The 24643-nt window shown below is 45.8% G+C and carries 22 protein-coding genes; 13 read left to right on the top strand and 9 right to left on the bottom strand.

Annotated features, from left to right (window positions below; translation table 11 throughout):
* The first annotated feature begins 18 nt into the window (after positions 1–18).
* The 3 genes from ACJJIC_RS14910 (at position 19) to ACJJIC_RS14900 (ending at position 6071) form a co-directional block, all read left to right on the top strand.
* Positions 19–3708 carry an efflux RND transporter permease subunit gene (locus tag ACJJIC_RS14910; protein WP_252081915.1) on the top strand — a complete coding sequence of 1230 codons (3690 nt, stop codon included), beginning with the start codon at positions 19–21 and terminating at the stop codon, positions 3706–3708.
* Positions 3709–3825: 117 nt separating this feature from the next.
* Complete coding sequence (locus tag ACJJIC_RS14905) at positions 3826–4104, top strand: hypothetical protein (RefSeq protein ID WP_252081914.1); 279 nt, start codon at positions 3826–3828, stop codon at positions 4102–4104.
* A gap of 1028 nt (positions 4105–5132) precedes the next feature.
* The gene (locus tag ACJJIC_RS14900; protein ID WP_445357312.1) at positions 5133–6071 is read left to right on the top strand and encodes a UDP-glucose 4-epimerase family protein; all 939 of its coding nucleotides are present in this window, start codon (positions 5133–5135) and stop codon (positions 6069–6071) included.
* A gap of 216 nt (positions 6072–6287) precedes the next feature.
* Here ACJJIC_RS14900 and ACJJIC_RS14895 read toward each other — a convergent pair whose 3' ends face one another.
* Positions 6288–6839: a hypothetical protein gene (locus tag ACJJIC_RS14895; protein ID WP_445357311.1), complete on the bottom strand. Its 552-nt coding sequence runs from the start codon at positions 6837–6839 to the stop codon at positions 6288–6290.
* A 541-nt stretch (positions 6840–7380) separates the two neighbouring features.
* Here ACJJIC_RS14895 and ACJJIC_RS14890 point away from each other — a divergent pair.
* Both ACJJIC_RS14890 and ACJJIC_RS14885 read left to right on the top strand, forming a co-directional pair.
* Positions 7381–8547, top strand: coding sequence for a patatin-like phospholipase family protein (locus ACJJIC_RS14890; RefSeq protein ID WP_445357310.1), 1167 nt, complete (start codon positions 7381–7383; stop codon positions 8545–8547).
* 78 nt (positions 8548–8625) lie between these two features.
* Positions 8626–9360, top strand: coding sequence for an SOS response-associated peptidase family protein (locus ACJJIC_RS14885; RefSeq protein WP_444904924.1), 735 nt, complete (start codon positions 8626–8628; stop codon positions 9358–9360).
* An 809-nt stretch (positions 9361–10169) separates the two neighbouring features.
* On the opposite strand, the gene ACJJIC_RS14880 is transcribed toward ACJJIC_RS14885, so the two are convergent.
* From ACJJIC_RS14880 to ACJJIC_RS14870, 3 genes are all read right to left on the bottom strand, one after another.
* On the bottom strand, positions 10170–11312 hold the full coding sequence (locus tag ACJJIC_RS14880) for a PIN domain-containing protein (RefSeq protein ID WP_445357309.1): 1143 nt from the start codon (positions 11310–11312) through the stop codon (positions 10170–10172).
* A 93-nt stretch (positions 11313–11405) separates the two neighbouring features.
* Complete coding sequence (locus tag ACJJIC_RS14875) at positions 11406–12434, bottom strand: phage integrase (RefSeq protein ID WP_445357308.1); 1029 nt, start codon at positions 12432–12434, stop codon at positions 11406–11408.
* Complete coding sequence (locus tag ACJJIC_RS14870; protein WP_445357307.1) at positions 12412–12762, bottom strand: helix-turn-helix domain-containing protein; 351 nt, start codon at positions 12760–12762, stop codon at positions 12412–12414. The genes ACJJIC_RS14875 and ACJJIC_RS14870 overlap by 23 nt, the downstream gene beginning before the upstream one ends.
* 236 nt (positions 12763–12998) lie before the next feature.
* Here ACJJIC_RS14870 and ACJJIC_RS14865 point away from each other — a divergent pair, with 236 nt between their 5' ends.
* The 6 genes from ACJJIC_RS14865 (at position 12999) to ACJJIC_RS14840 (ending at position 17416) form a co-directional block, all read left to right on the top strand.
* Positions 12999–13211, top strand: a complete 213-nt coding sequence (locus tag ACJJIC_RS14865; protein ID WP_252081884.1) for a hypothetical protein — start codon at positions 12999–13001, stop codon at positions 13209–13211.
* Positions 13212–13220: 9 nt separating this feature from the next.
* Positions 13221–15953 (top strand): toprim domain-containing protein, encoded by a 2733-nt coding sequence (locus ACJJIC_RS14860; protein ID WP_445357306.1) that lies wholly within the window; start codon positions 13221–13223, stop codon positions 15951–15953.
* A 256-nt stretch (positions 15954–16209) separates the two neighbouring features.
* Positions 16210–16485, top strand: coding sequence for a hypothetical protein (locus ACJJIC_RS14855; RefSeq protein WP_445357305.1), 276 nt, complete (start codon positions 16210–16212; stop codon positions 16483–16485).
* Entirely contained in the window at positions 16482–16922 is a 441-nt protein-coding gene (locus ACJJIC_RS14850) for a hypothetical protein (RefSeq protein ID WP_445357304.1), read from the top strand. The genes ACJJIC_RS14855 and ACJJIC_RS14850 overlap by 4 nt, the downstream gene beginning before the upstream one ends.
* Complete coding sequence (locus ACJJIC_RS14845) at positions 16915–17157, top strand: hypothetical protein (protein ID WP_445357303.1); 243 nt, start codon at positions 16915–16917, stop codon at positions 17155–17157. Before ACJJIC_RS14850 ends, ACJJIC_RS14845 begins: the two co-directional genes overlap by 8 nt.
* A gap of 19 nt (positions 17158–17176) precedes the next feature.
* Complete coding sequence (locus ACJJIC_RS14840; protein ID WP_445357302.1) at positions 17177–17416, top strand: hypothetical protein; 240 nt, start codon at positions 17177–17179, stop codon at positions 17414–17416.
* Between the two features lie 315 nt (positions 17417–17731).
* Here the strand turns inward: ACJJIC_RS14840 and ACJJIC_RS14835 are convergent, their stop codons facing one another.
* A complete protein-coding gene (locus ACJJIC_RS14835) occupies positions 17732–18364 on the bottom strand; it encodes a ribosome-inactivating family protein (protein WP_445357301.1) in 633 nt (210 codons plus the stop codon).
* Between the two features lie 1229 nt (positions 18365–19593).
* The gene (locus ACJJIC_RS14830) at positions 19594–19956 is read right to left on the bottom strand and encodes a helix-turn-helix domain-containing protein (protein WP_445357300.1); all 363 of its coding nucleotides are present in this window, start codon (positions 19954–19956) and stop codon (positions 19594–19596) included.
* A gap of 224 nt (positions 19957–20180) precedes the next feature.
* On the opposite strand from ACJJIC_RS14830, the gene ACJJIC_RS14825 reads away from it, so the two are divergent.
* Complete coding sequence (locus tag ACJJIC_RS14825) at positions 20181–20426, top strand: hypothetical protein (RefSeq protein ID WP_445357299.1); 246 nt, start codon at positions 20181–20183, stop codon at positions 20424–20426.
* Here ACJJIC_RS14825 and ACJJIC_RS14820 read toward each other — a convergent pair.
* The 3 genes from ACJJIC_RS14820 to ACJJIC_RS14810 form a co-directional block, all read right to left on the bottom strand.
* Complete coding sequence (locus tag ACJJIC_RS14820) at positions 20423–20677, bottom strand: ogr/Delta-like zinc finger family protein (RefSeq protein WP_445357298.1); 255 nt, start codon at positions 20675–20677, stop codon at positions 20423–20425. The genes ACJJIC_RS14825 and ACJJIC_RS14820 overlap by 4 nt on opposite strands.
* Positions 20678–20769: 92 nt before the next feature.
* Positions 20770–21831, bottom strand: a complete 1062-nt coding sequence (locus ACJJIC_RS14815; RefSeq protein ID WP_445357297.1) for a phage portal protein — start codon at positions 21829–21831, stop codon at positions 20770–20772.
* 12 nt (positions 21832–21843) lie between these two features.
* Positions 21844–23589, bottom strand: coding sequence for a terminase large subunit domain-containing protein (locus tag ACJJIC_RS14810; RefSeq protein ID WP_445357296.1), 1746 nt, complete (start codon positions 23587–23589; stop codon positions 21844–21846).
* A gap of 189 nt (positions 23590–23778) precedes the next feature.
* On the opposite strand from ACJJIC_RS14810, the gene ACJJIC_RS14805 reads away from it, so the two are divergent.
* Positions 23779–24630, top strand: a complete 852-nt coding sequence (locus ACJJIC_RS14805; protein WP_445357295.1) for a GPO family capsid scaffolding protein — start codon at positions 23779–23781, stop codon at positions 24628–24630.
* The last annotated feature ends 13 nt before the right edge of the window (positions 24631–24643 follow it).

The following is a 24643-nucleotide window of genomic DNA, read 5'->3' as shown; positions in this document are numbered from 1 at the left end:
TGCCTCAAGGGAATATCAATGGTGGTTAAAGACGAAAAAACCAGAGAAGAAATTCTGGAAGCTGAAAGTGAGCACCGCTTTAATACCGCTCGCTTTTTTGTCGATAACTCCTCCATTTCATGGGCGCTATTGGTTGGGGTTATGTTTTGGGGGCTTATCTCTTATATCGCGATGCCCAAAAGTAAGGATCCAGATATTCCCGTCCGTATAGCTACAGCAACAACCAAATGGCCAGGGCAAAGTGCCATCAAAGTTGAGGAGCTGGTAACACGACGAATAGAAGATGCCATCGCCCAGAGTGAATATCTCTACCAGCCAGATGCGCGCTCCTTTGCAATAAAATCCCTGACCCTTAACGGTGTGTCCGTAGTGCAAACTCAGCTTGCCCCCCACACCGATGTCACCAAGGCATTTAATGATATAAACCTGAAACTTATTGACGCGCAGAGTCAACTGCCTTCAGGGACACAGGCTACTCAATTCAATGATGAATTTGGGGATACGGCTGCCGTGCTTTTGGCCGTAGCCAGCCCAAGGGCCGGAGCTACTGAAATTAGCCTCCGGGCAGAAAACATTCGAGAAGCATTATCTGAGGTTCGCGCCAAGTATAAAAACCAGGGAGTAGAACAGAGGGTCAGTATTATGGTGGCCCTGCCGCTTTCAGTGCACGGGGTGAATAGCTTGGCTGCCTTCAAGGTCTTTTCCCGCTGGATGGAGAAACAGGGTTATGGCACTGCATTTAAAATTCTGTCGGGCCCCGGTTATATCGGCGTAGATTTTACCTCTGATAAAAGCGATGAAGAGTTGATGCGCGCGGGATATCGTTTTTTAAATGAGCGACTTAGTGCACAGAAATTTTTTCCCGACTCCTGGCAGCCTTTTCTTGTGCGAGATATTGCTAAAACTCGTGAGCGTCTTGCCGAAGTGGCTGGGGCAAAATACAGCTATCGGCAGCTGGATGATTTCTCCGATCTCATCGCTGCGAATATTCGCACTCTCCCGCAGGTAAAGCGGGTACTGCGTTCCGGGGTGCTGCAACAGCAAGTCGATTTGGTTTATTCCCAGGAGCGGCTTGCTTCTTACGGCCTGCGCCCGGATATGATTGGCCCAATACTCAATGCCCGCAATACAACCATTCCTGGCGGCAATCTGACTGTTGAGGATATGGATGTCGCAATATTTCCCAGTGGGGACTTTAGCAATTATGAAGAAATTGGGGATGTACCTATCGCTTTGAGTGATGATGGTACTCCGGTGTACCTACGGGGTGTACTGGATGTTTCAATGGGGTATGAGTCGCCACCAGAGCTATTAAATTACTATGTCAGCAAATCTAAACACGATGGAACATGGCAACGGCATCGCAGCGTCAACTTATCGGTACAGATGCGTGATGGTGAGCAAATCGGCGAGCTAGGCAAGGTACTCACAAAGTTACTGGAACAGGTTAGAGCCGACTTGCCGCCAGATTTAATTATTGAAAAAGTATCTGATCAGCCCAGACAAGTAAAGGAAAGTGTGGGGCTTTTTATTGAGGCGCTGGTTGAAGCCATTATCCTTGTGGTTATTGTCGCTTTTATCGGGTTTTCTGATTGGCGTTCCGCCGTCCTACTGATGATCTCAATCCCGATTACCTTGGCAATGACCTTCGGCTTTATCCAGTTTATGGGGGTGGATATTCAGCAAGTCTCTATTGCAGCATTGATTATTGCCCTTGGGCTTTTAGTGGATGATCCTGTTGTTGCCGGGGATGCCATCAAGCGACAGATGGCCGCGGGTAAACCATCGTTTATTGCTGCCTGGCTTGGTCCAACCCTACTCGCGAAAGCCATTTTCTTTGCGACGCTCACCAATGTGGTTGCGTATTTACCTTTCTTACTACTAACCGGAAATCAAGGTGATTTTTTGCACAGTTTGCCAATTGTTATGGCCTGCGCATTGATCGCCTCCCGGATAGTTTCTATGACTTTTCTGCCTTTCATAGGAAATCTTCTCTTGCGTCCACCGAAGCGTACAGAGCCAACACTGGAGGAGAGACGGAAACATGGGCTTACAGGTGTGTACTATCGAACCGCCAGCTGGGCTATAGATCACAGGAAACTTGTACTACTGGGATTTCTACTTTTTCTGATTGCGGGAGTGGTATTGAAAACGCAGTTGAAAAATGCCTTTTTTCCAGATGACATTCAATATTTGTCCTATGTGGATGTCTGGTTGCAGAATGATGCAAGCATTGATGCAACAGATAATGTTGCCAAACAAGCGGAGCAGGTGATTAGACAAACAATAGAAAAGTATCAAAAAGAAAATGGTGGGAATTCTGATGAACCAATTCTACAGGCACTGAGTACTACCGTTGGTGGAGGGGCACCGCGTTTTTGGTATACAGTGAACCCTCGGCCACAGCAAGCTAATTATGGTCAAATTATTATCCGTATCAATGATAAAAATCTGACTCCAAAGTTGGTGCCGTTTATTCAGGAAGCACTCAGTAAGAATATCCCCGGAGCCGATCTGGATGTGCGCCAACTGCAAACTACCCCGGTAGATTATCCCTTTGAAATAAGGGTGTCGGGGCGTGTGACAACCGGTTCTGAGGAAGAGCGTAAGGATATTATTATCTTGCGAGATGTTGCCGAGAGAGTGAAAAATATTGTACAGAAATCGGCATATGCTCGCACGGTTCGCCAGAACTGGGGAGAGAGGAGTCTTGCGGTTTATATGAATGTTCTTGAAGACCGGGCAGCGATGTCTAGAGTCACTAATGCGGATATTGCCCAGGCTTCATCAACGGCAATTAATGGTAGTGAGGTATCCACATTACGGGAGGGGGACAAAGAAATACCAATCGTTATTCGCCTCCGACTGGATCAGCGTGGGCAATTGCAGGATATTAACAACCTTTATGTGTTTTCATCAGATACGGAAGTAAGAGTTCCCCTAGAGCAGGTGGCTACAACAAGAATTGACTTTAGAACTGAGCGAATTCGTCGTTTGGAAAAATTTCGCACGATTTCTGTTTTTGCGTACCCTTATGCAGGATTTATTGCCTCCGATATTATGGGAGATGTAAAAGATGAATTAGATGCCTTGCAAAAGACGCTGCCCAGTGGTTATCAAATACAAGCTTCTGGAGATGCGGCTAACTCAACACATGGGTTTGCACAGCTACTCATGATACTTGGTGTTTCCTCGGGGGCCATTTTTTTGGCTCTGGTTTTCCAGTTTAGTAACTTATTGAAGCCCTTGGTGGTATTTGCCACCGTACCACTGGGTATGGTGGGTGCCCTTGCCGCGCTTTATGTTACTGGCCAGCCATTCGGGTTTATGGCTTTTCTGGGGATAGTAAGCTTGGTAGGGGTAATTGTCAGCCATATTATTGTCTTGTTTGATTTTATAGAAGTGCGTCATGCCGCAGGCGATCCTTTCAGAGAGGCATTGTTGGACGCGGGGATCCTACGACTAAGACCAATCCTGATCACAATAGCGGCTACTACCTGCGCCCTGGTGCCTCTCGCTTTCCATGGTGGTCCTCTTTGGCAGCCTTTATGTTTTGCCCAGATAGGAGGCTTGATATTGGCAACCTGCGGTACTTTGCTACTGGTGCCGGTGCTTTATACCGTGATGGTGGTGGATTTAAAGTGGATTCACTGGCACGAGAGGGGTTCAGGCGCGGAAGACGGCAGTAGAAACATGGTAGAAGCATAAGAACTCTACTTAGCCACCAGTGTCCTTCAGCGGGATTAGTCACCTCATATCGCTTAATTGGTCTGGTATTGACTATGGTTGGAGCCTAAACCTTAATTCCCCAACAGAGGAAGCCCGATGCGCCTGTTAATGAAAATCCTGATCCCCGTTAAGAGTGGCAATAATGCTATCGCAGACAAGTCCATGCCGAGAGCCTTCAATGATTTTATCGCTTCGGCTGAGCCTGAATCCTCCTATTTCTTTTTAGAGGATGGTAAGCGCGCGGCTATTTTTATTCTTGAGGAGAAGCGGCAGGATCATCTGATGGCTTATAACGAAAAGTTTTTTTCAGCTCTGGGTGCGGAAATTTGGATTACCCCAGTGCTAAATCAAAAAGAACTACAAAAACACCTTTAAGTCTTGACGTAGGCAAGTTTGATTTCTCCGAAAGAGCGTAGTTGGGGCTTAAGCTTCGCGACACTAGACTAGCGTTTTAGTTTGTTTACAGTTTAAGTCTCTCGCTTCGGACTGTCCGGGCATCTAAATTTATTAGGATCTGCTTATGCCTACAAATGGTAATAAACGGATTGGAGAGTCACTAATTGGTTTAAGCGGTCTATTGATAGTTGTCATTTCCACATTCTCAGCCGGCACTATGGCGTTTGATACCGCCCCTTTAAATGGTTTTAGTGCCTCTAAATGGTCAACGTCTCATAGGTTAACGACATGGCCAACGCCTAATAGGTTAACGACTAGTTACTATCTAAAGAAGCTTCCTTTGGGTGGCACTAGCCCGGTTCCAGTAATATGTTTGTCTAAGAGGAAACTGTTAGCCGTTTCACCCATTGGTTTTTTCTCAGATCAGCCCGCGTTAACCACGTTACGCTGGGCTATCCCTTCTAGGGCCATTGCTAGAGGGGGCGCGACATCGCAAAGGATTATAGCTTTGCCTATTCGCCACTTTGATGCGGTAATAGATAAAGACTTTAAAGCAAATTTGGCCCGCAAAAGATACCATCGCATCTGTGACCGTAAGGTTCCCAGAGATCTTAACCCCTGTGCTGAGGCTCGCTGGCATTATCGGCAAGCCAAGGCTTGCTTGGCAGCCCGAGAAAAGTGGGAGATTAAATGGGGAACCGCAGAAACTACAGAACCCCATGCGCGGGCTCTAGAGAATGTCAGAGCCAGAGTGAAAAATGCTGGTAAAGCTCAGCTTCGGTTTTGCAGCCTTAGAGATCAAAACTAAAGCTCGAATAATAGATAAGAGAGTATTCGAACCCCTCTGCTGATTACTTTTGAGTTGTCTAATCATTTCTTAGTCAAGATACTTTTATTTTCAGGCTGCCCGCTAAGAGCTCTTTATCGTCAACCCTTCCACCAGTGACTCAATGCTTCCCCATCTGTAAACTACTTCCTGATGAAATTAATTGATATGGGCGGGGCTTGTGGAAGAGCGAGTATTGTTGACCGGTGCCAGTGGCTTTATTGGAAGTGCTCTTTTATCAGCCCTGCGATCTAAAAGGGTTAAGGTACTGCCCGTGTATCGCCATGAGGTAGAAGGGGGGCTTTATGTACCTCGCATAGATGCGGAAACTGACTGGGGTACCACACTGAACAACATTGATGTGGTGATCCATACTGCCGCGAGAGTTCATGTGATGCAAGAAAGTGCTGTCGACCCCTTGGCAGAGTTTCGCAAAGTGAACTTGGAAGGTACCTTACAACTGGCCCGCCAAGCTGCATCTTCAGGAGTAAAAAGGTTTATTTTCTTAAGCTCTATTAAGGTGAATGGGGAATCCACTACTGGCAGAGGCCCATTTACCGCAGAGGAGCCCTCAAATCCTGTAGACTCCTATGGGATTTCAAAAAAAGAAGCTGAGGATGCCTTGATCGCTCTGGCAGAGGAAACTGGCCTGGAAGTGGTTGTTATTCGTCCACCACTAGTCTATGGACCTGGAGTAAAAGCTAACTTTCAATCCATGATGCGTTGGCTGCAGAAAGGTATTCCACTGCCGTTAGGTTCAATTAACAATCGGCGCAGCCTGGTTTCTGTCTATAACTTGATCGACTTGATCACAGTTTGTATTGAACACCCGAACGCAAGAAATCAAGTCTTCCTTGTATCTGATGGTCTTGATATGTCTATCACGGATTTATTGCGGCGGCTTTCAAGGAGCCTAAGATGCCGGGCTCTATTGATACCTGTGCCAGCATCTGTTCTGATCTTTACTCTCTCCCTACTGGGGAAAAGGGCTGTTGCCGATCGTCTATGTGGTTCTTTGCAAGTGGATATTGGAAAAACTATGAACCTGCTTGATTGGCAGCCACCGGTATCGGTAGAAGAGGGGCTTGCTAAGACTGCTGAAAGCCTGCAGAAATCTTAGTTTATAGATTATAGAAGCCTGGGAGTATCTGAATGATCCCGCCAGGCTTTCGGCTCTATTTTTTTGGGAGTGTTCAGACTATTCACAAACCTGTTATGAAGACTTTGCCTCGTTAAGCAAGCCAGGCGCTGAAGTCTGTATAGGTATTCCGGAGCTACTCAGAGATCCCACAATTTAAAGGTCACACAATAAGTAATTGTGATGGCCTTCCAGTTTTTAGCCCCGTCTATTGACAATACTGGAGTAAAAACCCATCAGATAAGAGCTGGGCACTTCGATAACCGAGCGATGACCTGACTTTGCATAAAGCTTCACTCTAAGGCTTTCTCGCTTCTTGAGAGCATTGGTGATCTGATTTTCACTCAATGTGACTTCCAGAGTTTCTTCAAGCATGCATTTAAATGCTGATGCACAGTTGAGGACTTTTCGATCGAGTTTGGATAGCTCAACCTCGTTTCCACCACTAAATGTGGCTGTGTCATAGTTGCGCCAGTTTTCCCGGTATGTGATATCAATACGCAGTTGGTATTGGGGGCTTCCGCCATTCTTGGGGGCAAGAGCGCGTAGCATATAGTAGTACAGGTTGTGATCCGAGCCATCGGTGGTTGCCTGCATTGGGGGGCCGCTATATTCAGTTGCGTTATTTTCGGAACTATTATGTATCGTTACCGCCTGACGAACTTCACTAGCACTTTTTTGTGTGATGCTTGTGGTGGCGCTACATCCAGCTAGTAAGACAGCTGCCAGGTAGGTGGTGAACTTAGTCATAGGTCTTTTCCCAGTTTATTAGGGTTCTTTTATGGGGGGAGTATCTCATATTTGACGCTAATTGTAGGGATTGATGCATTTTTTTTGACAAATGCCAGCGATAAAGTTTTGCATAAGGTTTGAAAGACCAGGATGCTAATGAATCAGTTAAGTCTGTTAGAACATGTAGTGTGAGCAAGCTTCGAGAGGCTAGGCGTAACGTTCGTTAAGAATAATTGTAAGGTTATGAATAGGATAATGGCAGTAGAGCATGAGTAGTCAATATCTGTATTTGCCTACAGAGAAGAAAAGCCACTAGTAATTCGTTCTCATATTTTTCGAAAAAAAAGGACTATCTAGCTATTTTTATGTCTGTTCGGATAAGTGTCTTGGGGGTGAAATTTTATATGGGTTTAACACTTTACTTGGGGGAATTTGTTTGTGGTATGTTATTTTTTATAAGACACAAGTCTCTCCAAATAGAATTTACAGCTAGCTTATGATGGTAGAGTCAAACTTAAGGTTTGTGCTTATACTTTGTATGTAGGGTAGAGGTGCTGTAATGAAAATCAAGCATTCTGTAGTCATTTTCTTTTTGTTAATAGTGGCTCTAGGTTTGCTGGTTTTTTCTTACAATTATGTTTTTGTTCGCGGTATCAAGTTTGATTCCCGGCCGATTACAGAGGAGTTAATAAAAAGCAATGAGGCGTTAGAGAAAAAGGAAACAATTAATATTCTGATCATTGAAGGGGGTGGCGTCAGGGGGCTTATTCCTCTCTATGTGATACAGCATATTGAGAAACAATTGGGGAAGCCTGTAGAGGAAGTGTTCGACGTCTTTAGTGGAGTTTCAACAGGTGCGATTATTGCCACCAGCTTGAATATTCCACTTTCTCAATTGGGTCGGCTTGATTTTGATCATGACAACATTTCCTCAAGAAGTGAAAGGTTAATAAAGGTATATGAAAAAGAAAGTGAGTTTTTGTTTTCAGTGCCCTGGTATCATAATGCCTTGACATTAAATGGATACCTCTCGCCGCAATTTATGGGCACCCATCTTTCAGAAGTCTTGGAGAGAAATTATTCTCCGGCGATGAATTTCACCAGCTTAAATAACTATGTAATTATCCCGTCGCTGGATGTACATAATGGAAGGTTGCATCTATTTAAGAATAGAGGGATAAAAGCTTTAGATTTGCCTACTAATACGCTTTATCAGCTTGTTGCTGCTGCATCGAGTGCAGAGGCTTTTTTTACCCCTGTTGATTTTGTGGGGCCAGACAAGAAGATTACTCATCGTTACTTTGCAGATGCAGCAATCACGGCTAATGATCCGGCTAACGTTATCTTGCATGATGTAATAAAAAATTTTCCAGGCAAAAACTACTACTTGCTGATTCTTGGTTCCGGAATACACCCAGTTCATACTATGGGTTTTGATTATAGAAGTCTAAAGAGTTGGGGGAAATTACGCTGGTTCCATGATGCAATATTTAGCATGACACGATCAATGGACTATCAGCAGATATTTTCTCTGGAAATTGCCGAGTCTTTGGCACCCTCGCGGGTGAAATATGATTATCTTAATGTTGAGCTTATTGACCCCTTTGTGGGTCCTTTTGATTACAAATCAATTGACAAGCTTAAGATTCTTTCAGATAGGCTTATTGACGAAAATGAAGAGGAGATTGATAAAATAGTGGATTATCTGAAGGGTGAAGGCAGCTGATACACTCCTCTTAAATTCTCTTTCTTCTTTTAATCATCTTATTAGTGTGGTTCAGGCCACATTCTACGGTGAATTTCCATGTGCTACTCCTTTACGGTCCCTAGTGACAAGACGCTGTCATTACTTCCTGTAGGGTTTAGAGCGGATGTGAATGCCTGGAATCAATTCCGCTTCAACCAGAAGTGGGAGAACTGCTCTGCTAAAGCGGAGGTTCGCCACGCGCTCGGGTTGAAGGGGCTACCTCGTGTCAGTCAATTCCGTCTTGCAGGGCCAGGCGAAAGAGTATACCCCCGCTATTTTGCGCCTAGTATAGTATGTGATGGAGGTAATAATTGGTTGCGCCCGCTACGTTACTCGATACGCCCATCCAACTCGGCTTGGGATCTAGCAGCAAAATACAGTCTATATAACGCTCGGCTAGATAGATTGCTTGAAGCAAAAACCTGGCGCCCCCTGATTGGCCGCCAGCATGGGATATTACCATTCACGAGTTTCTTTGAGTGGGTCGAACACAAGGGTAAGAAAGCTCAGGCCCAGTTTACCCCAAAGGGTAAAGATTTGATGTGGGCACCAATCCTTTGGGACTACTGGGAATCATTGGGGGGAGAGGTTGGTTACTTCTCATGCACCTTGATTACCGATGACCCGGCTCCAGAAGTTGAGGCGGTTGGCCATGACCGTAGTCCAGTTTTTCTAGGGGCGGATCATATGTTGACTTGGTTAAATGCTGAATCTAAATCAGCTGAGGGTTGGCAAGATTTCTTGGCTGGGCATCGTGAGCCAGTAGCTTATCGTCACCACATGATGGTATGAGCAATGGAAGCCGCTTGCTCATGGGCATATCCTGCCCGGTAGGTCTTTATTTTTACATGCTGCGCTCATGAGTAGTATGCGCTGTCCTTATGATGCTCACCTTTTTTTCTGTGGTGGTATTTGTGGCGCTGGACGGTCAGCTGACTTGTTAAAGTTATTGATGGGGGCGCGAGTAGTTACTAGTTACTGGCAGCCAATGAAAATATCCGCCAGTTCCTATCCGGGATGGGTATGAACTGATTGCGGAGGGACTGCCACGGTGCCAATTCGATACAGCAGGGGTGGAGCGGCTTTTGCTGTGAAGATCTTACAAAAGTTAAGTGGGGGAGCACAAAGGGCACAAACAAAAAAGCCCTGAAAAATCAGGGCTTTCTGCATGAATAATGGCGGTGGGGCAGGGATTCGAACCCTGGGACCTGTTACAGTCAACGGTTTTCAAGACTCCTAATTAGGTTCCCATTGGTACTCAAAATGCCGGAAAATGGTGTTAAATTACACTTTTTTGTCCTGTATTACTCTTTGTGCTTCTTTACTGTTGAGACTTTGTTGAGACATTTCAAAATACAATCGCTATCGCAGTGCTTGTATTTGAGTATCATCTCAGCAGCCAATAAGAGAGGCTTTAGATTGCCATACATATAGTTTTTATTTATATATTTATTGGATCTTATAGATATCGGATATTATTGTTTTAATTATGCCTTTCTCAGTACCTTCAGAAGCTCTGGGGTAAGAGTTGTGAGCTTGAATCTAATGGGCCATATACGCTTACTGTCACTAAGGATCAAGTTTAAGTTAGCGATAAAATTTTAGTCCCCGACATCATTACCCAAATATACAATTTTATCTAATTTAGGTGCCGTAAGATTTTGTGCTGCAGATAAAGTTGTTTTCCAATGAACCTCAAAGAGATCGTGAGCAGTAAGATCAATTACCTTCTTCCTATCAAGATTTGTTTTGAGCTCTATTTTGGAAAGGAGGGCATCCTTAAAGTTCTCCCAAAGAAATGGCTTAATCTCTTCATCCTCAACTCTTTCATAGTGAAATAAATCAAATTCCACCTTGATTGGAGATGTCCAGTAGATTTTTGATCTCTCCTTTTTGATAAATACTGGATCTTGAATTTTGAACTTTTTCGCAACTTTCCGAAGCCCCATTAAAGGGGATTTTGTTAGTACTTCCGAAAAATCTTCCTTTATCTTATCTTGGATGTTTGATTTATAATAAAGTCCCTTTTCGTTTTCCGGTTCAATGAAAGTCAAGCTAGCCTTCTTGGTAAGCTCAGTTGCTAAATCCTCTGGTATCAACGAGACTAATGTATTAATCAGGCTTTCCAGCTCATCAAGTCCAGATAAAATTCTTACATTCTTTGCTGTCTCAGTTTTTTCTGAAACATATTCTCGTAGTTTCTTGTCTTCCGAAACGAGTACCAGTCTACATACGCTAGGTGTTATCGGTGAGTCTTTAACTAATTGTAGAAAACTATGAGCAATGACTGAATCTCTAAAACCTTTTTCTTTCTCACCGTCTTCAAAGGGCGGCACTCTATTGATTGAACGATCGATTAATTCATGCCAGTCAATATTATCGACATCAATATCAGATGTTTGAAGATTAAGTTCTTGGATGCTTGCATCGATAGCTTTATTCACATGAAAGGATAGAGTATCTTCGCCTATCCCAAATTTGTGGCCAAGTAGATTTTCCATTTTTTGCATGGATGGCAATAGATCTCTAGCTTGTTTGAGCATTTGATGGCGTCGTTCACCAATAACTACTTTTGGAAGATGCCAATTTATATTCAGATCAGTGTGTGATGAGTTTTCTGTTATTAAACTTCTAACCTTATGCCTTACTAAGTCAGAGGCAACCTGCGTATATAAGACATTGGTGTCAAACATTACACTCAATGTTGGATTTTTGTTTTTGTTTTTGTTTCTGTTTTTGCTCATTCTTTTAGTTCTGTAGTTTTACATCTTATAAAGTTGGCTCTGTAGTGCTTATCATAACTTGCTCAGCACTTTTTATCTTTATCTTGTCTTTACTCAATCGAGCTGAGATCTCTTCAGTGAACTCAATGCACTCCTCTCCACCGCATCCTCCAAATGCTCCGGCGACAAATGCGCATAGCGCATGGTCATCTCGATAGTGGAGTGGTCCAGAATCTTGTTTAGCTTGAGCAGGTCGCCGCCGTTGATCATGTAATGGCTTGCGAAGGTGTGGCGGAGGATGTGGGTTAGCTGGCCTTTGGGGAGTTTTAGCTTTGCTCTGGCCAGGGCTTCCTGGAAGGCGCGGAAGTTGGTACCTACAAAGAGCCGGCCCGAAATGGGGCGCCCGCTCAGTATTTCTGATTCCAAATCGCGGCTGATAGGGATGCTGCGGTTCTTGCCATTCTTGGTATCGACAAACTCAATTTTGCCATGGTGTATCCGTTCCGCTTCTAGGGTTTCAGCTTCAGACCAGCGGGCACCAGTAGCCAAACAGATACGGGTGATAGTTCTGACATTTGGGTTACGGGCCTGGAGCAGGGCTGCATCCAGGGCTTTGAGCTGTTCGATGCTTAAAAAAGTGAGTGGTGGTTCGGCCACCCGAAGTTTGGGAACCCCTTTAAGTGGGTTGGGATGTGTCCACTTTTTAATCGATATCAGGCGATTGAACACCGCATTCAGATAGGTGTGCTCATGGTTAATGGTTCTGGCACATGGTTGTCTCCCTTGTTCGTTGGGAGATTCTAGCCGCCGCTTGCGGTACAAAATCCAGTCTTCAGCAGTGAAATTGATGGCTTTGGGATCACCCAGCCACCTTGCTGTATTTTCCAGGTAATTTAGGCGTCCGGTGTGGTCTTTAAGCGTGTGGCCATGCAGTTCATACCATTCGTGAACCAATTGTGAAATGGTACGATTGTCTCTCTTTGGCGGGGACCACTCGCCGCGATCTGCTGCGGCTTTTTGCGCGGTAAGCCATCTTTGGGCTTCACCTTTGGTGTTGAAGGTTCGCTGAACTCTCTTGCCACCGCGGCCTTCAGGTTGGCAATCCGCTTGCCATCGGCCATTAGCCTTCTTTTGTATCGCCATCCCTGATTGAACCCTCAGAAAAATATCCCTCTGGAACTAATCCTGCGTCAATGCGAGCGGCAATAAATTTGCACAACTTATTCTCGCTGTTCCGTAGTCCTTGTAGGTTCACAGGACCTTCGTAGACAAACCAGGGTAATAATTCGGGAAAGGTAAAGCCTACCGCCTCATAGCACTCTTCCGTAACGCGGTTTTTCTTGTATTCCATATTCTTCAAATGGACAAGTTCAAGCTTTAAGAGCTCTGCGAACTCTTTCTGCGTTAATCCAGTCAGCTCCCTGATCGCTCGTAATCGATCACCGGCCCTTAGTTTTGAAGTCTTACCCATTAGTTGGCGTGTGCCTCTTTATTACCCTTTGCTGGGCAAATAATGCACCAAAAAAAGTTCTATCTACAAGAAAAGGTGTAGTACAAACCCTTTCATAAGGCAAAAATCCGCCAAAAGTGTAAATAAAGAACTATTGAGTGTTAAAAAAGAACAAAAAAGAGTTGACATGGAACTTCTTGCTGGGTGTAAATATTACCCCATAAGGACTCATATTACCCCAAAGAGGAGTAGAGGGAATGTCAGAGCATTCAGTACCTTCAATCAAAATCCCGGTTTGTACTCAGGAGCAGTACGCAGTTGACGCAGGTCATACGCTAAAGACAGTACGTGCGCAGGTAGATCGAGGTTATTTGCCAACGATCAAGATCGGTCGTTATCGGATGATCAATCTGTTGCAGCTTTCGCGTATGTGCCTAGAGGCTGACCCAGCCAAGCCTAAACAGAAGTAGAGGCTCGATATGGACTACAGCCAAATAAACCGAGATGTTGTCGAGTCGCTAGAAAAGGATTTGAGTTTTAAATTCAAGCGCAGTGGCAAGTATCTAAATTCTGGCAACTGCCCAGAATGCGGCAAGAAATCAGTATGGATTGAGATAGAAAAACCAATCACTGTGCGCTGTAACCACAAAAATAATTGTGGTTATGAAGAATCGGTCCGGGATATTTACCCGGACATTTTCGAAAATTATTCCGAGAGATTTCCGGCAACCCCTGAAGAACCCAACGCAACTGCCCGCGCTTATATAGAGCATGTTCGCCAGTTCCCGCTACTTAAAGTGGGGGACTGGTTCGAACAGGCTGCGCGGCCTTTACCGGGTGGTAGCTATGCACCCGTGGTTCGCTTTCAGCTATGGGACGGCTTCTACTGGGATCGGGTAATCAATAAAACCCATGAACGCGAATTGGGCGACAAGAGCTTTTTTAAAAAGCATATTAAGTACGGGGGTAAATACTGGCAGCCACCAGGGCAACAGATAGAAAAGGGCGATACCGTTTTTATTGTGGAAGGCATCTTCCACGCTATCGCCTTATGGCTTTGCGGCTATAAAGTGGCCGCCGCATTTTCTAGCAACAACCTACCAACAGAACTAATAGAAGAATACAAAGACCAGGGGATAACCTGGCGTCTTGGCTATGACGACGACCCCGCCGGTCGTTCCATGGCCAAGAAATATTTTGATCGCTTGCGCAAGCAAAAAGAAAAGGTCGATGTTGCCCTGGTGGGCGGTGGCAACGATTGGGACGATCTATACCGGGCCGATAAATTAACCCCGGAATTTATAGAAGACTGCCTTTACCGGGGGCGCCTATTCACCGCCAGTAGTATTGAAGAAAAAGCCTACCACTGGCACTGCAAAAACCGCCGTAATTATACGGTGCTGGATTTTAACAACCGCCTGTATTCAGTGCATATTGAAGACAATATTAATCGGGAATTGTCTGAATCCATAGAAGATCAAAATCAGACAGATATAGAAGAAGATGGCACTGAAAAAGAAGCGGTAAAAACCCTAGAAGATGCGCTGGCCACAGAGCGGGGCCGGGAAATATTTAACAGTAACCTCAACGTCAACAATATTAGCAACTGCCTGCCAAAGTTCCTCTACTGCGAGATAGATCAAGAGGCAACAGACGTTGCCTATTTTTTTGACATCTATCAAACAAAAGGCAAAGGACTACAAGTCGCTCTCACCGGCTCAAATCTGGAGAGCCCCAAGTCCTTTAATAAAGCACTTCTCAACCAAGCACCGGGGTGTACATTTGACGGCAGTGAAAACCAGCTCAAGATGTTACGGGATCGGTGGTTTCACAATGGCGTTAAACAGGTACGGACAATTAATTACCAAGGCTATGACAAGTCTTGCCAAACCTATATTTTTCAGGATTTCTCCTTTCACAATGGCAGGCGCTTAAAGATCAATAAGCAGGGTTATTTTGTTGCTGGTAAACACCAAATTAAAACTAGTTTTAAAAGCCTTTACATTCACAATAATAAAAACTTTGATCCGAGCTGGATACAGGATTACCACCAGGTGTTCTCTCACCTGGGTATGGTGGCTTTGGCATTTTGGCTGGGATCACTGTTTGCCGAGCAAATTCGCGCAGAGTTAAAAGTATTCCCATTCCTGGAGCTAACCGGCGAGCACGGCGCTGGTAAATCCACGGTAATTGAATTTCTGTGGAAGCTTTGTGGCCGCGACGACTACGAAGGCTTTGACCCCAGTAAGTCCACCTTTCCCGCCCGTGCTCGAGCACTTTCGCAGCTGTCCAATATGCCGGTGGTGATGATTGAATCTGACCGTCAGAGCGATTCCGCCAAGAAGGGGGCTTTTGATTTTGAGGACCTGAAGACCGCTTACAACGGCCGCGCCATTCGCTCAACCGGTGCGTTTAATCGCGGCAACGAAACTGTAGATCCACCGTTTCGCGGCTCTATCGTCATTGCCCAGAATGACACCGTGGATGGTAGCCCGGCTCTACTGTCTCGCATAGTCCACTGTCACGCGACCAAAGCGCACTTTTCAGAGAAAACCAAACTGTTAGCCCAGCAGTTCGAGCGAGCCTCAGTAGAAGAGGTCAGCGGCTTTCTCCCTGCTGCCCTGCACAAAGAGAAAGCCATTGTCGGCAGAATCTTAGAAGACTATCCGAAGTTTGATGCGGAGTACGCCCACCGGGGCGAAATCCACGATCAGCGGGTTGTGAAAACCCATGCCATGGTCTCCGCCATGGCTGGAGCTTTGCCCATCCTGTTTCCCTCCCTCGCCGCCAAGACCATTCAGGATATCCAGCACTTTATCTATACCCGCGCTGTAAGCCGCCAGGGCCGCTTAAGTGCGGATCACCCGGAAGTACAGAAGTTCTGGGAGATATACGACTACCTCAATGTGCGCCTAGTGACGGACTCCGAATCACCAGAGGTCTATGCCAATCGGGCAGGCAAAGTAGAAGCGCAAACCCTCAACCACAGCAAGGACAACGCCTTAATCGCCATCAACTTGATTCATTACAAGCAGCAATGCGAGCTGGCCAAAGTGGATCACCCGGACATCAAAGAGCTGAAAAAGCTCTTGCCCAATAGCCGCCGCCACAAGTTTATCGCCTGCAAAAACGTGAAGTCCGGGATTGATGACGACCGCGCTCGCTATTGCTGGGTTTTCCAGCATAGAGACGCCAATAAGGGCGCCGCTTAAGAAACGATAGGGGGCGTCGGAAAGACCTAACCGGCCTAACCGAAATCCAAAAACGCCCGCAAAGCCAGCAACCATGCGGGATACAGAGAAACCGGAAAAACTAACTTTTTCCTAACCAAGACCTAACCGAGTTAGGAAAAACAAAAACTAGAAACCTAACTTTTTACTTTGAAAAAATCCTTATAAATCAATTGGTTAGGTTTTTGGTTAGGTCAGGTTAGGTTTTCAACCTAACCGAAATTAGGGAGCTAAGTGCATGAAAGATACGGACTTTTTATTGGTTCAACAGGGGCGGTTAGCTCGGTTAGGTCTTTCCGACATCCCCCCTCTAATTTCCTCGCCAGCAGCCCCAAGCAGCGAGGATCACCGCCGCAACTGCCTTGCCTGGCACCTGCTGTGTACCCGCACCCGCTCCGAGATAGGGCAGTGGTTGAAGAAGCAGAGCAGGGGGATGGCCGAGGATATGCGCAGCCGTTTGAACCGGCTGAAACAACAGGTATGGGAAATGCGCAGGGAGGCCGAAGCGCTATGAGTCAGCGCGCCTTGAAGCTCTACCACACCGTCACCGAACACCAGGTCTATAACGCCTGGCTCAATAATGCCGAGATCAATAGTGCCTGCAGCTGGAAGCAGGTGGTGCGCGATGAATTGATATTTGGCTGTCTCGCCCGCGAGGCCGCTTACACCTATCGCGGGCAACGCCCGCAACAGTTTGCACACTTTCACAACGAGGAAACCGCTATGTCTACAAAGGAAGTTTTTGTACTCGATCTCGCTCAAGCCCGTCAGGTACGCCTGGCTTTAGCACTCTGCCGTGAGCGTATCGCCTGCCCAGAAACCACTACGGTAGCCAAAGATGAAGCCGTACGTGAACTTCGAGCAGCACAGGATATTTTTGTAGAGCATGAGGAACGCGCAGATCAGGTAAATAAATTAAATCGTGAATTAGGAGCCGCTGCACATGGATAAGAGAGCCGTTGCGATTTCAACAGACTTGCTGGACCGGATTGAATATTTGGTTGGGCTTTTAAATGGGTACGAAACGCATCTTGTGAACGGAGGATCACTAACGCCTGAAATAGAGCGCAATAGTGATTGGGCAAGAAGCCAATTGACGGATTGCGCAATAGACATCTTCGAAGAAATCAGCCTGCCACCTACGCCGGCTCGGGCTGCGTGCAGGGTTTCTGGAAAAATACACTAAGGAAGGTGAGGGATATCAAGTGACTGATGATCAAATGGAAGCCCTGGGAAAAATTAGCTCAGTATCTGCTAGAGCCAAATTTCTTTTAGGTGTTGGCGTAACGGCTGAACTCGATATAGAGGAGGGGGATTTTACTTTCCGCGCTTGCGTAGGCGATATGCGTTTACCGATTACCGGCGCTTCAAAGCTAACAGCCATAGAGAGGGGTACATCCTGGCTACAGGAAAAAGTTAGGAAAGCTGAGGAGGGAGAACAGTGATTTTATGGAAATATTTGATGGGAATTTCCGCCCTATTATTTGTGGTACCTCCGTAGTATTCACCGTAGGTTTATAGGTATCCATTCTCACTGCTGAGGGCACGTCCCAAATATGTCGCATAACTGCTGGACCCCTCTTAGCCAAGAGCGCACCCTACGCCCGTAGGGTTTTCTCTTGACGGAGAGGGTTGCTATAGTAGAAAGATTCTAGACTAGATCCGAGCTAATCGGGCAGTGTCTTTTAGGTTAAATTTGAGCTACTACAGGTAAATTATTTTCGACTTGATCTTACAGGCAGTGTCAGATTTGGTCTAAACTAATCCAAGTGATCATAATGCTTGACGCTTACGCATGGAGCATTATTACGGCTTAGCGTTTCCCAGATGGTGGCCACACGTAAGACTTCATTAGGAAGAAATTTATCTCCTAGGTTGTCAAAAAAACGATTTTGTACGAGTTTCTTAGCAACCCCCCAATAAAACCTAATAGCTTCACTAATTATCAGGCACAATACCCCAAATGCTCTACAGACCTCGCTATCCGATTCGTCTTTCGGATTTGTGAAGTTTAGAAGTATAGTGAAATAACCTTCTTGAAAGTCATGTATATTCAGCGACTCTATTTTTTTTATTTCTAGATGATTATAATTTGATTCTTTTGTAAATATTTCACTGTTATTGGCTGGCTTTTCAATTCCGCAGTCGTCGGTAAAATAAGAGATTCCATTTTCTGCTTCAAAGCCGGTTAAGTATAAATCTTTAGGCCTCATGTATATCTTTATTGTTCCTTTTTCAACTTTTTGCCAATTGTCATTGTATTCAAACACTGTTACATACACATAAATACAAGGTAGTTCCCTATTGGCTTTACATTGGAGCTTTTTTACCAAAGCTCTAATGTCAGCAAGATAGTAGTCTGTATCAAGTCTTACTTTAAATGTGTTTGTCATAAGTTTACCGCGAGCTGGTTCAAGATAAGGCCGGTAATATACAGTAAGAATGTCTTAGGTTTTTATTGTTGTTATCACATTTGATTACAGTCTGATGGTCTACCTAGATTGCCTAGTGTAATTGGTGCTTCCGTTCGTTAAAAAATATGCCTTATTATGGTGCTAGAAATATATTCATATCTCATAATGATGAGGAATAATGGCTGCACCCGCCATGAAAGAAAGTGTGGTTGCTTCACACCGATGGCAATACTTAAGTTTGGTAAAAAATCTGGAATAAAAAGTTCGAAAATCAATCTTGATCTGATAGGACGTTCGCTGAAAAATCAGCAATTGCCAGTTGGGGCCTCAACTACAGCAGCTAAATCTTACTATTTGTTTCTACTCTCTCTTCTCATGGTTATAAACTATTTCAAGATGTTTAAGAACCAGTATTTGATGGTCTTGGTTCAACTTCGATAGGATTCTCATAAAAAACAGGGCCTCTTCTTGTTGGGCTCTGTCTGTCTCTTCTGAACAAGTAATTGTCGTAACGGGAACCTTCAGAGCGCTACACCAGTCAGCCAGAAGTTCAGTCGGGATTACTTAGTTTCCGTGTTCCATTTTAGACAGTGTGGTTGGGCGAATACCAAGTTTGCTGGATAGATGTTACCCTGTCATACCAATCTGAATTCTGGAATGCCTTAATCGACAAGCGATTGAGGTTCTTTTGTTTGAGTAGTCAGATACGCACAAATCGATCAATTAATGTACGCCATGATTCAAGAGTGAGTTGTATAAAAATCAGCCAGAATTTCTAAATTAGGGATTTTCTTCTCGGCCTATTTTTATATTAGAAACACATAATATATCTTAGTGGCAGTGCTACTGCTTCAGTGTTAAAAGGGTTTTTCATTTGCCTTTCTAGTGGGAAGTCTTCCTGCTAAAGAGGAATGCGATAGCAAGATAAAACAGTCACCAAAAAATAACGTCAACAAAGTGGCTGATGAATTAATGCCAGATCAGCAGCAATTAACGCCAGAACAAAAACAGTTGGCGCAGTGAATTGCTGAGGGGGAGTATGGCGAGAAACCAGTGATTCGCAAAATCAACCAAGAAGTGAAGGGCGGCAACAACGTAGTAAAAACCCGTATTTAATTATCTGGAACGGATTGGGGTTTTATGTCGTACCAGTCGTGGGTTTACATTAACTCCTGCGCTATGAAAAAGGAATTAAGAATTGCCGCAGGCTAATCATTGCGCTCCTTCCTCTCTAGCTCCGCTACCAGTTTTATATGCCCCAACACCAGCTCCCGCCCTCGGGAGCTGAGTTTCTTAAACCGCTTTACCATCCCCGCCAATGAGCCCCACTCGGTTTCTTGAATGCCGAGCGCCTCGCTGGTGGAAATACCTAATGCCATGCACCAAGGTGGCAGCAGCTCGGCGGGAATTGTCTGCTGGCATTGTTCCATTTTTGAGAGAGTACTAGCGGATATACCCAGCTGTCGGGCCAGATCTAGCCCAGTGATATCGGCATCAATTCGGTATTCCCGCAATCGATTGGCAATGGAGATTTTTCGGCGTTTTAGTTCGGATCGCTTTGCTTTGGTCAATTCCTGTACACCATATTTAAACTACAAGCTGGTCACAGAGTGAACAAATTATAAGGAAGGTTTCGATATTAGAAATTTAGTATGGCTAATATTTCTATATTAGAAATCTTATAAACTTTGATTTGCAGTTCAGAAAAATGAATGGTAAAAGATTTCGAAAATGGAATTTATACGAGAATTTAATTCTAGTTTTTGCTGGTTAGCTTTAAATGGAGTTTGAGAGCATGGTCAAGGACAACGTGATACATCTACCGGCATCCGTATTGATGCGCTTAGAAAAGGGGCGTGTAAACCTTATTGATCAGATTTCTGATGTTCGATTAGCGCTTGAGGTGTTTGGGGGAGAGGCTTCGCCTGAGGCTCGTGTGGCTGTACTAAAGTTAATTGACAAAGAGTTAATAAGAACTCAAGAGCAACTTGAGCGTGATTTAAAATGCTTGCCAGGCCCACTAGACTCTGAACCTAACTAGCAGCCATCCACCAATTGGAATAACTTTTCGCGTTCTGCAGTGGGTATGGACTTTAAGAGGTTAATCAGCAGAGCGCTTCTATCCTGGGCGGAAGGCGATATTGAATGCCTAAAGCTCAGGTCCATGACGAAAGTGTGGCCACAGTGTTCAATATTCTTACAGGCGCAGTAGAGCTGTGAGAGCTTAGGGTCTATTTCATTGCGGCTTGTGATCACTGATTTAGCACCACATTTGATGCAATTAATTTGCATATCTTCCCCGCATTCGTGTATTGAAACTGCGTCCATTCTACTATCTCGGTGTTATATGTACATTAAAAGGTGTGAATAATGCACTTATTGGTTTAGCTATGTACAAACTCCGGCTTATCAAACCCAATCCTTTTCCCCATTGGCAGCCACTCATTCAACTGCATAAAAACATCCTGCATTGGCAGCACTTCATTCTCGTAATACGCCCGGGAGATTTTTTCGATATCTCCAAAGCCACCGGAATTTTCGGGCATCACGCCAGCCAGGGCCGGTTGAATTCTCCACATACTGAGTACGTCGTTGCGGGTGAGGTTCTTGATTCGCTCGAACTCGTCTTTAGTGGCGATGTCTCCAACCGGAATAATCTGTACCCCCTTCTCTTTGCCGTCGGGAATATTCAGGTACATAGAGCGGAAATTGCCCACGCCCTTACTGTCCTGAATCTTCTCCTTAATAGTCTGTTCGTCCTTATCCGAAAGCCTGCTGTCGGTGGTGTAGAAGATATATCCCATATGTGCGCCGTTGTTGTAGTACTTGCGCCGGAATAGGGTGCTGTCTTCATTCAGCAATACGGATTGCACCCCGCCCAGGTACTGGGGCCTGCCGTATATCTGCTGGGTGGGGTCGTATTCCTTTAGCTGGATCACTTCACCGGGTTTAAACCTGATAGGGTCGCCGGTGGGGCGCAGCATGCAGAAGCGGTCTTTCTCTTTCATGCGACGCATATTGAGCGCGGGTAGGTGTTGCAGGCGCAGTACATGGCCGAAGCGGTTATAAATCTTTTGGAAGTAGGCGTGGCCAAATACCGAGTGATCAAAGCCTGCATTCGCCAAGCATTCAGGTTTGAGCGTGTTGGAAGCTTTAAACCACTGGCGCAACCTGTTGCGCTTAAAGTAGGGGATAGTGCCGTGGTGGGCGTTGGCTCCTAACAGGTTGGCCAGGCCGCTCTGGCTCACTGGCGGCACATAGTAGTCTCCACTGGGTTCTAGGAAGGTGCCCAGATAATCCCCCCAGCTGCCCCCCAGAACGGGCTCAGGATCGCCGAAGCTAAATAGGGTAGGGCTATTGCTGCTTGTCTCAGCAGACAGGGCTTTGCTATTGCTTGAGGCCTGCCGATTCTTGCCACTGGAAAACTGTTTTCTTTTCTTGCCCATTGATTGGTCCCGTTAGTTACTGGCAAAGGCCACAGAGGATTTGCGCTGCTTGCGGTTGAGGGGTTCGTTGCTCAGGCCGTGCATGATTGCCCAAGCCACATCTGCGTGGCCGGTGGCGCTCTTGCGGTTGGCGGCGTAGGTGATGTGGTCGCCGCTGGTGGTGGTTTGGTGAATCTGCAAAAAGGCCTGGGGAATGTCGGTGTGCTCCGCATCCCATTCGATACGATGGCTTTCCACTACATCCTGGGTTTTCAATACCAAGTTGGTTTTGGTTTCCAGGCCGTAGTGGATCGGGGTTACGCGTGTGTAAAACTCCTTGACCATCTCGTAGACACCGTGACCGGGGCCGGTGCAGTCGATGCCGATAAACTGCACATTATATTTTTCAGTTAGTTCCTTAATGCGGTTGGCCTGGTACTGCCAGGCACGATTACGCATCACAATCTTTTCCAGCACCCGAAACTTGCCGCCCTCTTTCAGCGGGGGCGCCAGCACCACAACGGCAGCGCCGTCGATACTGCGCGAGGGATCGTAGCCAATCCAAACAGGGTGATTACCGTAAGGCCTTTTTTGTTTCGCCTTAAAATCTACCCACACCACATCGGTATCTACAGCGGCGGTGAGTAAATCATCCAGCTTAAATACGCTTAAGCCCGCTTCCATAAAGGCGCACATAAACAGGTTGTTAAATTCTGCCTCGTTGTACTCATCGCGGAGTTCGTCAATATCGAATAGGTCGCAACCCTGTTCCGCTGCATCTTCCACTGTGACGATATTACGCCAGATCTTATCTGGCCCCCGCTGTCCGTGTTTGAGGGTTTCGCGGCTTAGGTCAAACTTAACTTTATTTTTGCGGCGGTCGTTGTAGCGCTCGCCGCTCCACATTGGATAGGCGCCGTGGCTTTTAACGGAAGGCGTGGAGAAGTAGGTCTTGCGCCATTTCTTTTGGGAAGCCATAGCGCTGGCGACTTTGTTGAGGTTTGCAAAGTCGGGAATCCAAAATACTTCATCGATATATAAGTGTCCGTGGTAACTCTGCGCAGTGCGGCCATTGGTGGAAACAAAGCGCAGCTCCGCACCGTTGGAAAGCTCAATACACTCAGCACCCTTCAATTCAATGTCAAAGTAATCGCGAGCAAACTTGATAATGTAGGCTTTGAAGACCTCTGCCTGGCTGCGGCTAGCGGAGAGGAATATCTGATTGTCCCCGCTGAGAATGGCATCCTCAAAGGCCTCCCAGGCAAAGTAATAGGTAGCGCCTATCTGGCGTGATTTCAGGATAAAGCGGGTGCGTTGGTCTTTGTTCTCGTGCCAGCGGTGCTGGTATTCGTAAAACAGTTCTTTGCGGATTTTTTCCAGCTGTTCCGCTGTAATATCACTGATATCGTTTTTGGCTTTCTTCTTTTTGCTTTTCCCGTCTCCATGCTCTCCCCGTGAGGCCGCTGCTTTTTCTTTGGCTGCGCGGGCTTTCTTTACATCGATACCCGCCAGCTTATCCAGTAGATTGCTGAGGCGGTCTATTTCTGTGAAATCCTCCTTAGTCTTATTGGGTTTTCCCACCAGAACAATAAGGCGGCGGGCGGTGGCTTGCTCTACGGTTTCATGCTGCAGCATTTCTTCCCAGTGGCCTTTCTCTGCCCACTGGTAAACCACCCGCGCATTGTTCAGGCTTAGCTGTTCTGCAATTTCCCGCGCAGAGAGTCTACGCAACCACATTAGCTTTGCAGCGGTTTTGATTTCTTCAGAGTACTGTGCCATGCGCCGCAGTGTACGGAAGAAAATGCTCAGAAAAACGCGGGTTAATTTCTATAAATCCCTATTTTCCCGAAAACGGAATTTGCAGGAATTTAGCGCGTTGTTTGAGGTTTAAATTGCTTTTAATCTTCGGGCCGTCGATGTGGCAGAGGCCACAAATTAATAAACAGGAACCTATTTAGCGGGCAAGAAATGGCACGAAACCTAAAAACCGGATGGGTGACGTTGGCTACAAGCGGGTCGGTAGTCGATGGCAGTGATGATGGCCGCTATATAAAAAAGGAATGGCTAGAGGATATGGCAGAGACCTATAACACCAAGGTCTTTACCGCGAAACTCTGGCCTGAGCATCGTCGCTACTATAGCGGCGGTACCGTTTTAGCTTTAAAGGTTGAGCCTGCTACTGAGCCGGAACTAAAAGGTGAAGTCCAGTTGTTTGGCATTATCTCTCCAAACGATTGGTTGGTGAGTGCTAATAGATCAGGTGAGTACACATTCCCCTCCATTGAGCTTGGGGAAAACTATCGCGGTACTGACAAGTTCTATTTGAAAGGCCTGGGTGTTACTGACAGCCCTGCTAGCGCAGGTATTCAAGAACTGCACTTTTCAAGTAAAGACGGTGACCAGTCTGCGCGCATATTTAGCGGTCATCAATTCAATCTGTCCGACAGTCTGGAAAAAGATAACACCCTCTATAACAGAATTTTTGGACGTAAAGATTCCAAACCACCAGAACAGGACAGTGAAGCCATGAAAGACGAACAATTTTCTCAGCTGATGGGGGCTATCAATTCCCAAGGCGAAACTATGAAAGAACTAGCAAAAAATTTTAGTACTAGCGGAGCGGCTGGAGAGAGTCAAACGGAATCCAAAGAAGCAGGTTCTGACGACGAAGAAAAAGAAACCGTGAGCGTAAAGGAATTTAATGCGTTTCAGAGTAAGTTTGACAAGCTGGATAAAGAGTTTAAAGCCGCGATCAATACCGAGAAGCCCGGCACCAGAACCCCGGAGGGCACTGGCGGCACCGAAGAAGAAGTGATTTAAGCCCGCGCGCAGT

The sequence above is a fragment of the Microbulbifer mixtoriginis (SeqCode) genome (assembly GCF_052468275.1).
The sequence above is the reverse complement of the archived record's forward strand: the minus strand, read 5'-3'. Positions and strand labels throughout refer to the sequence as shown.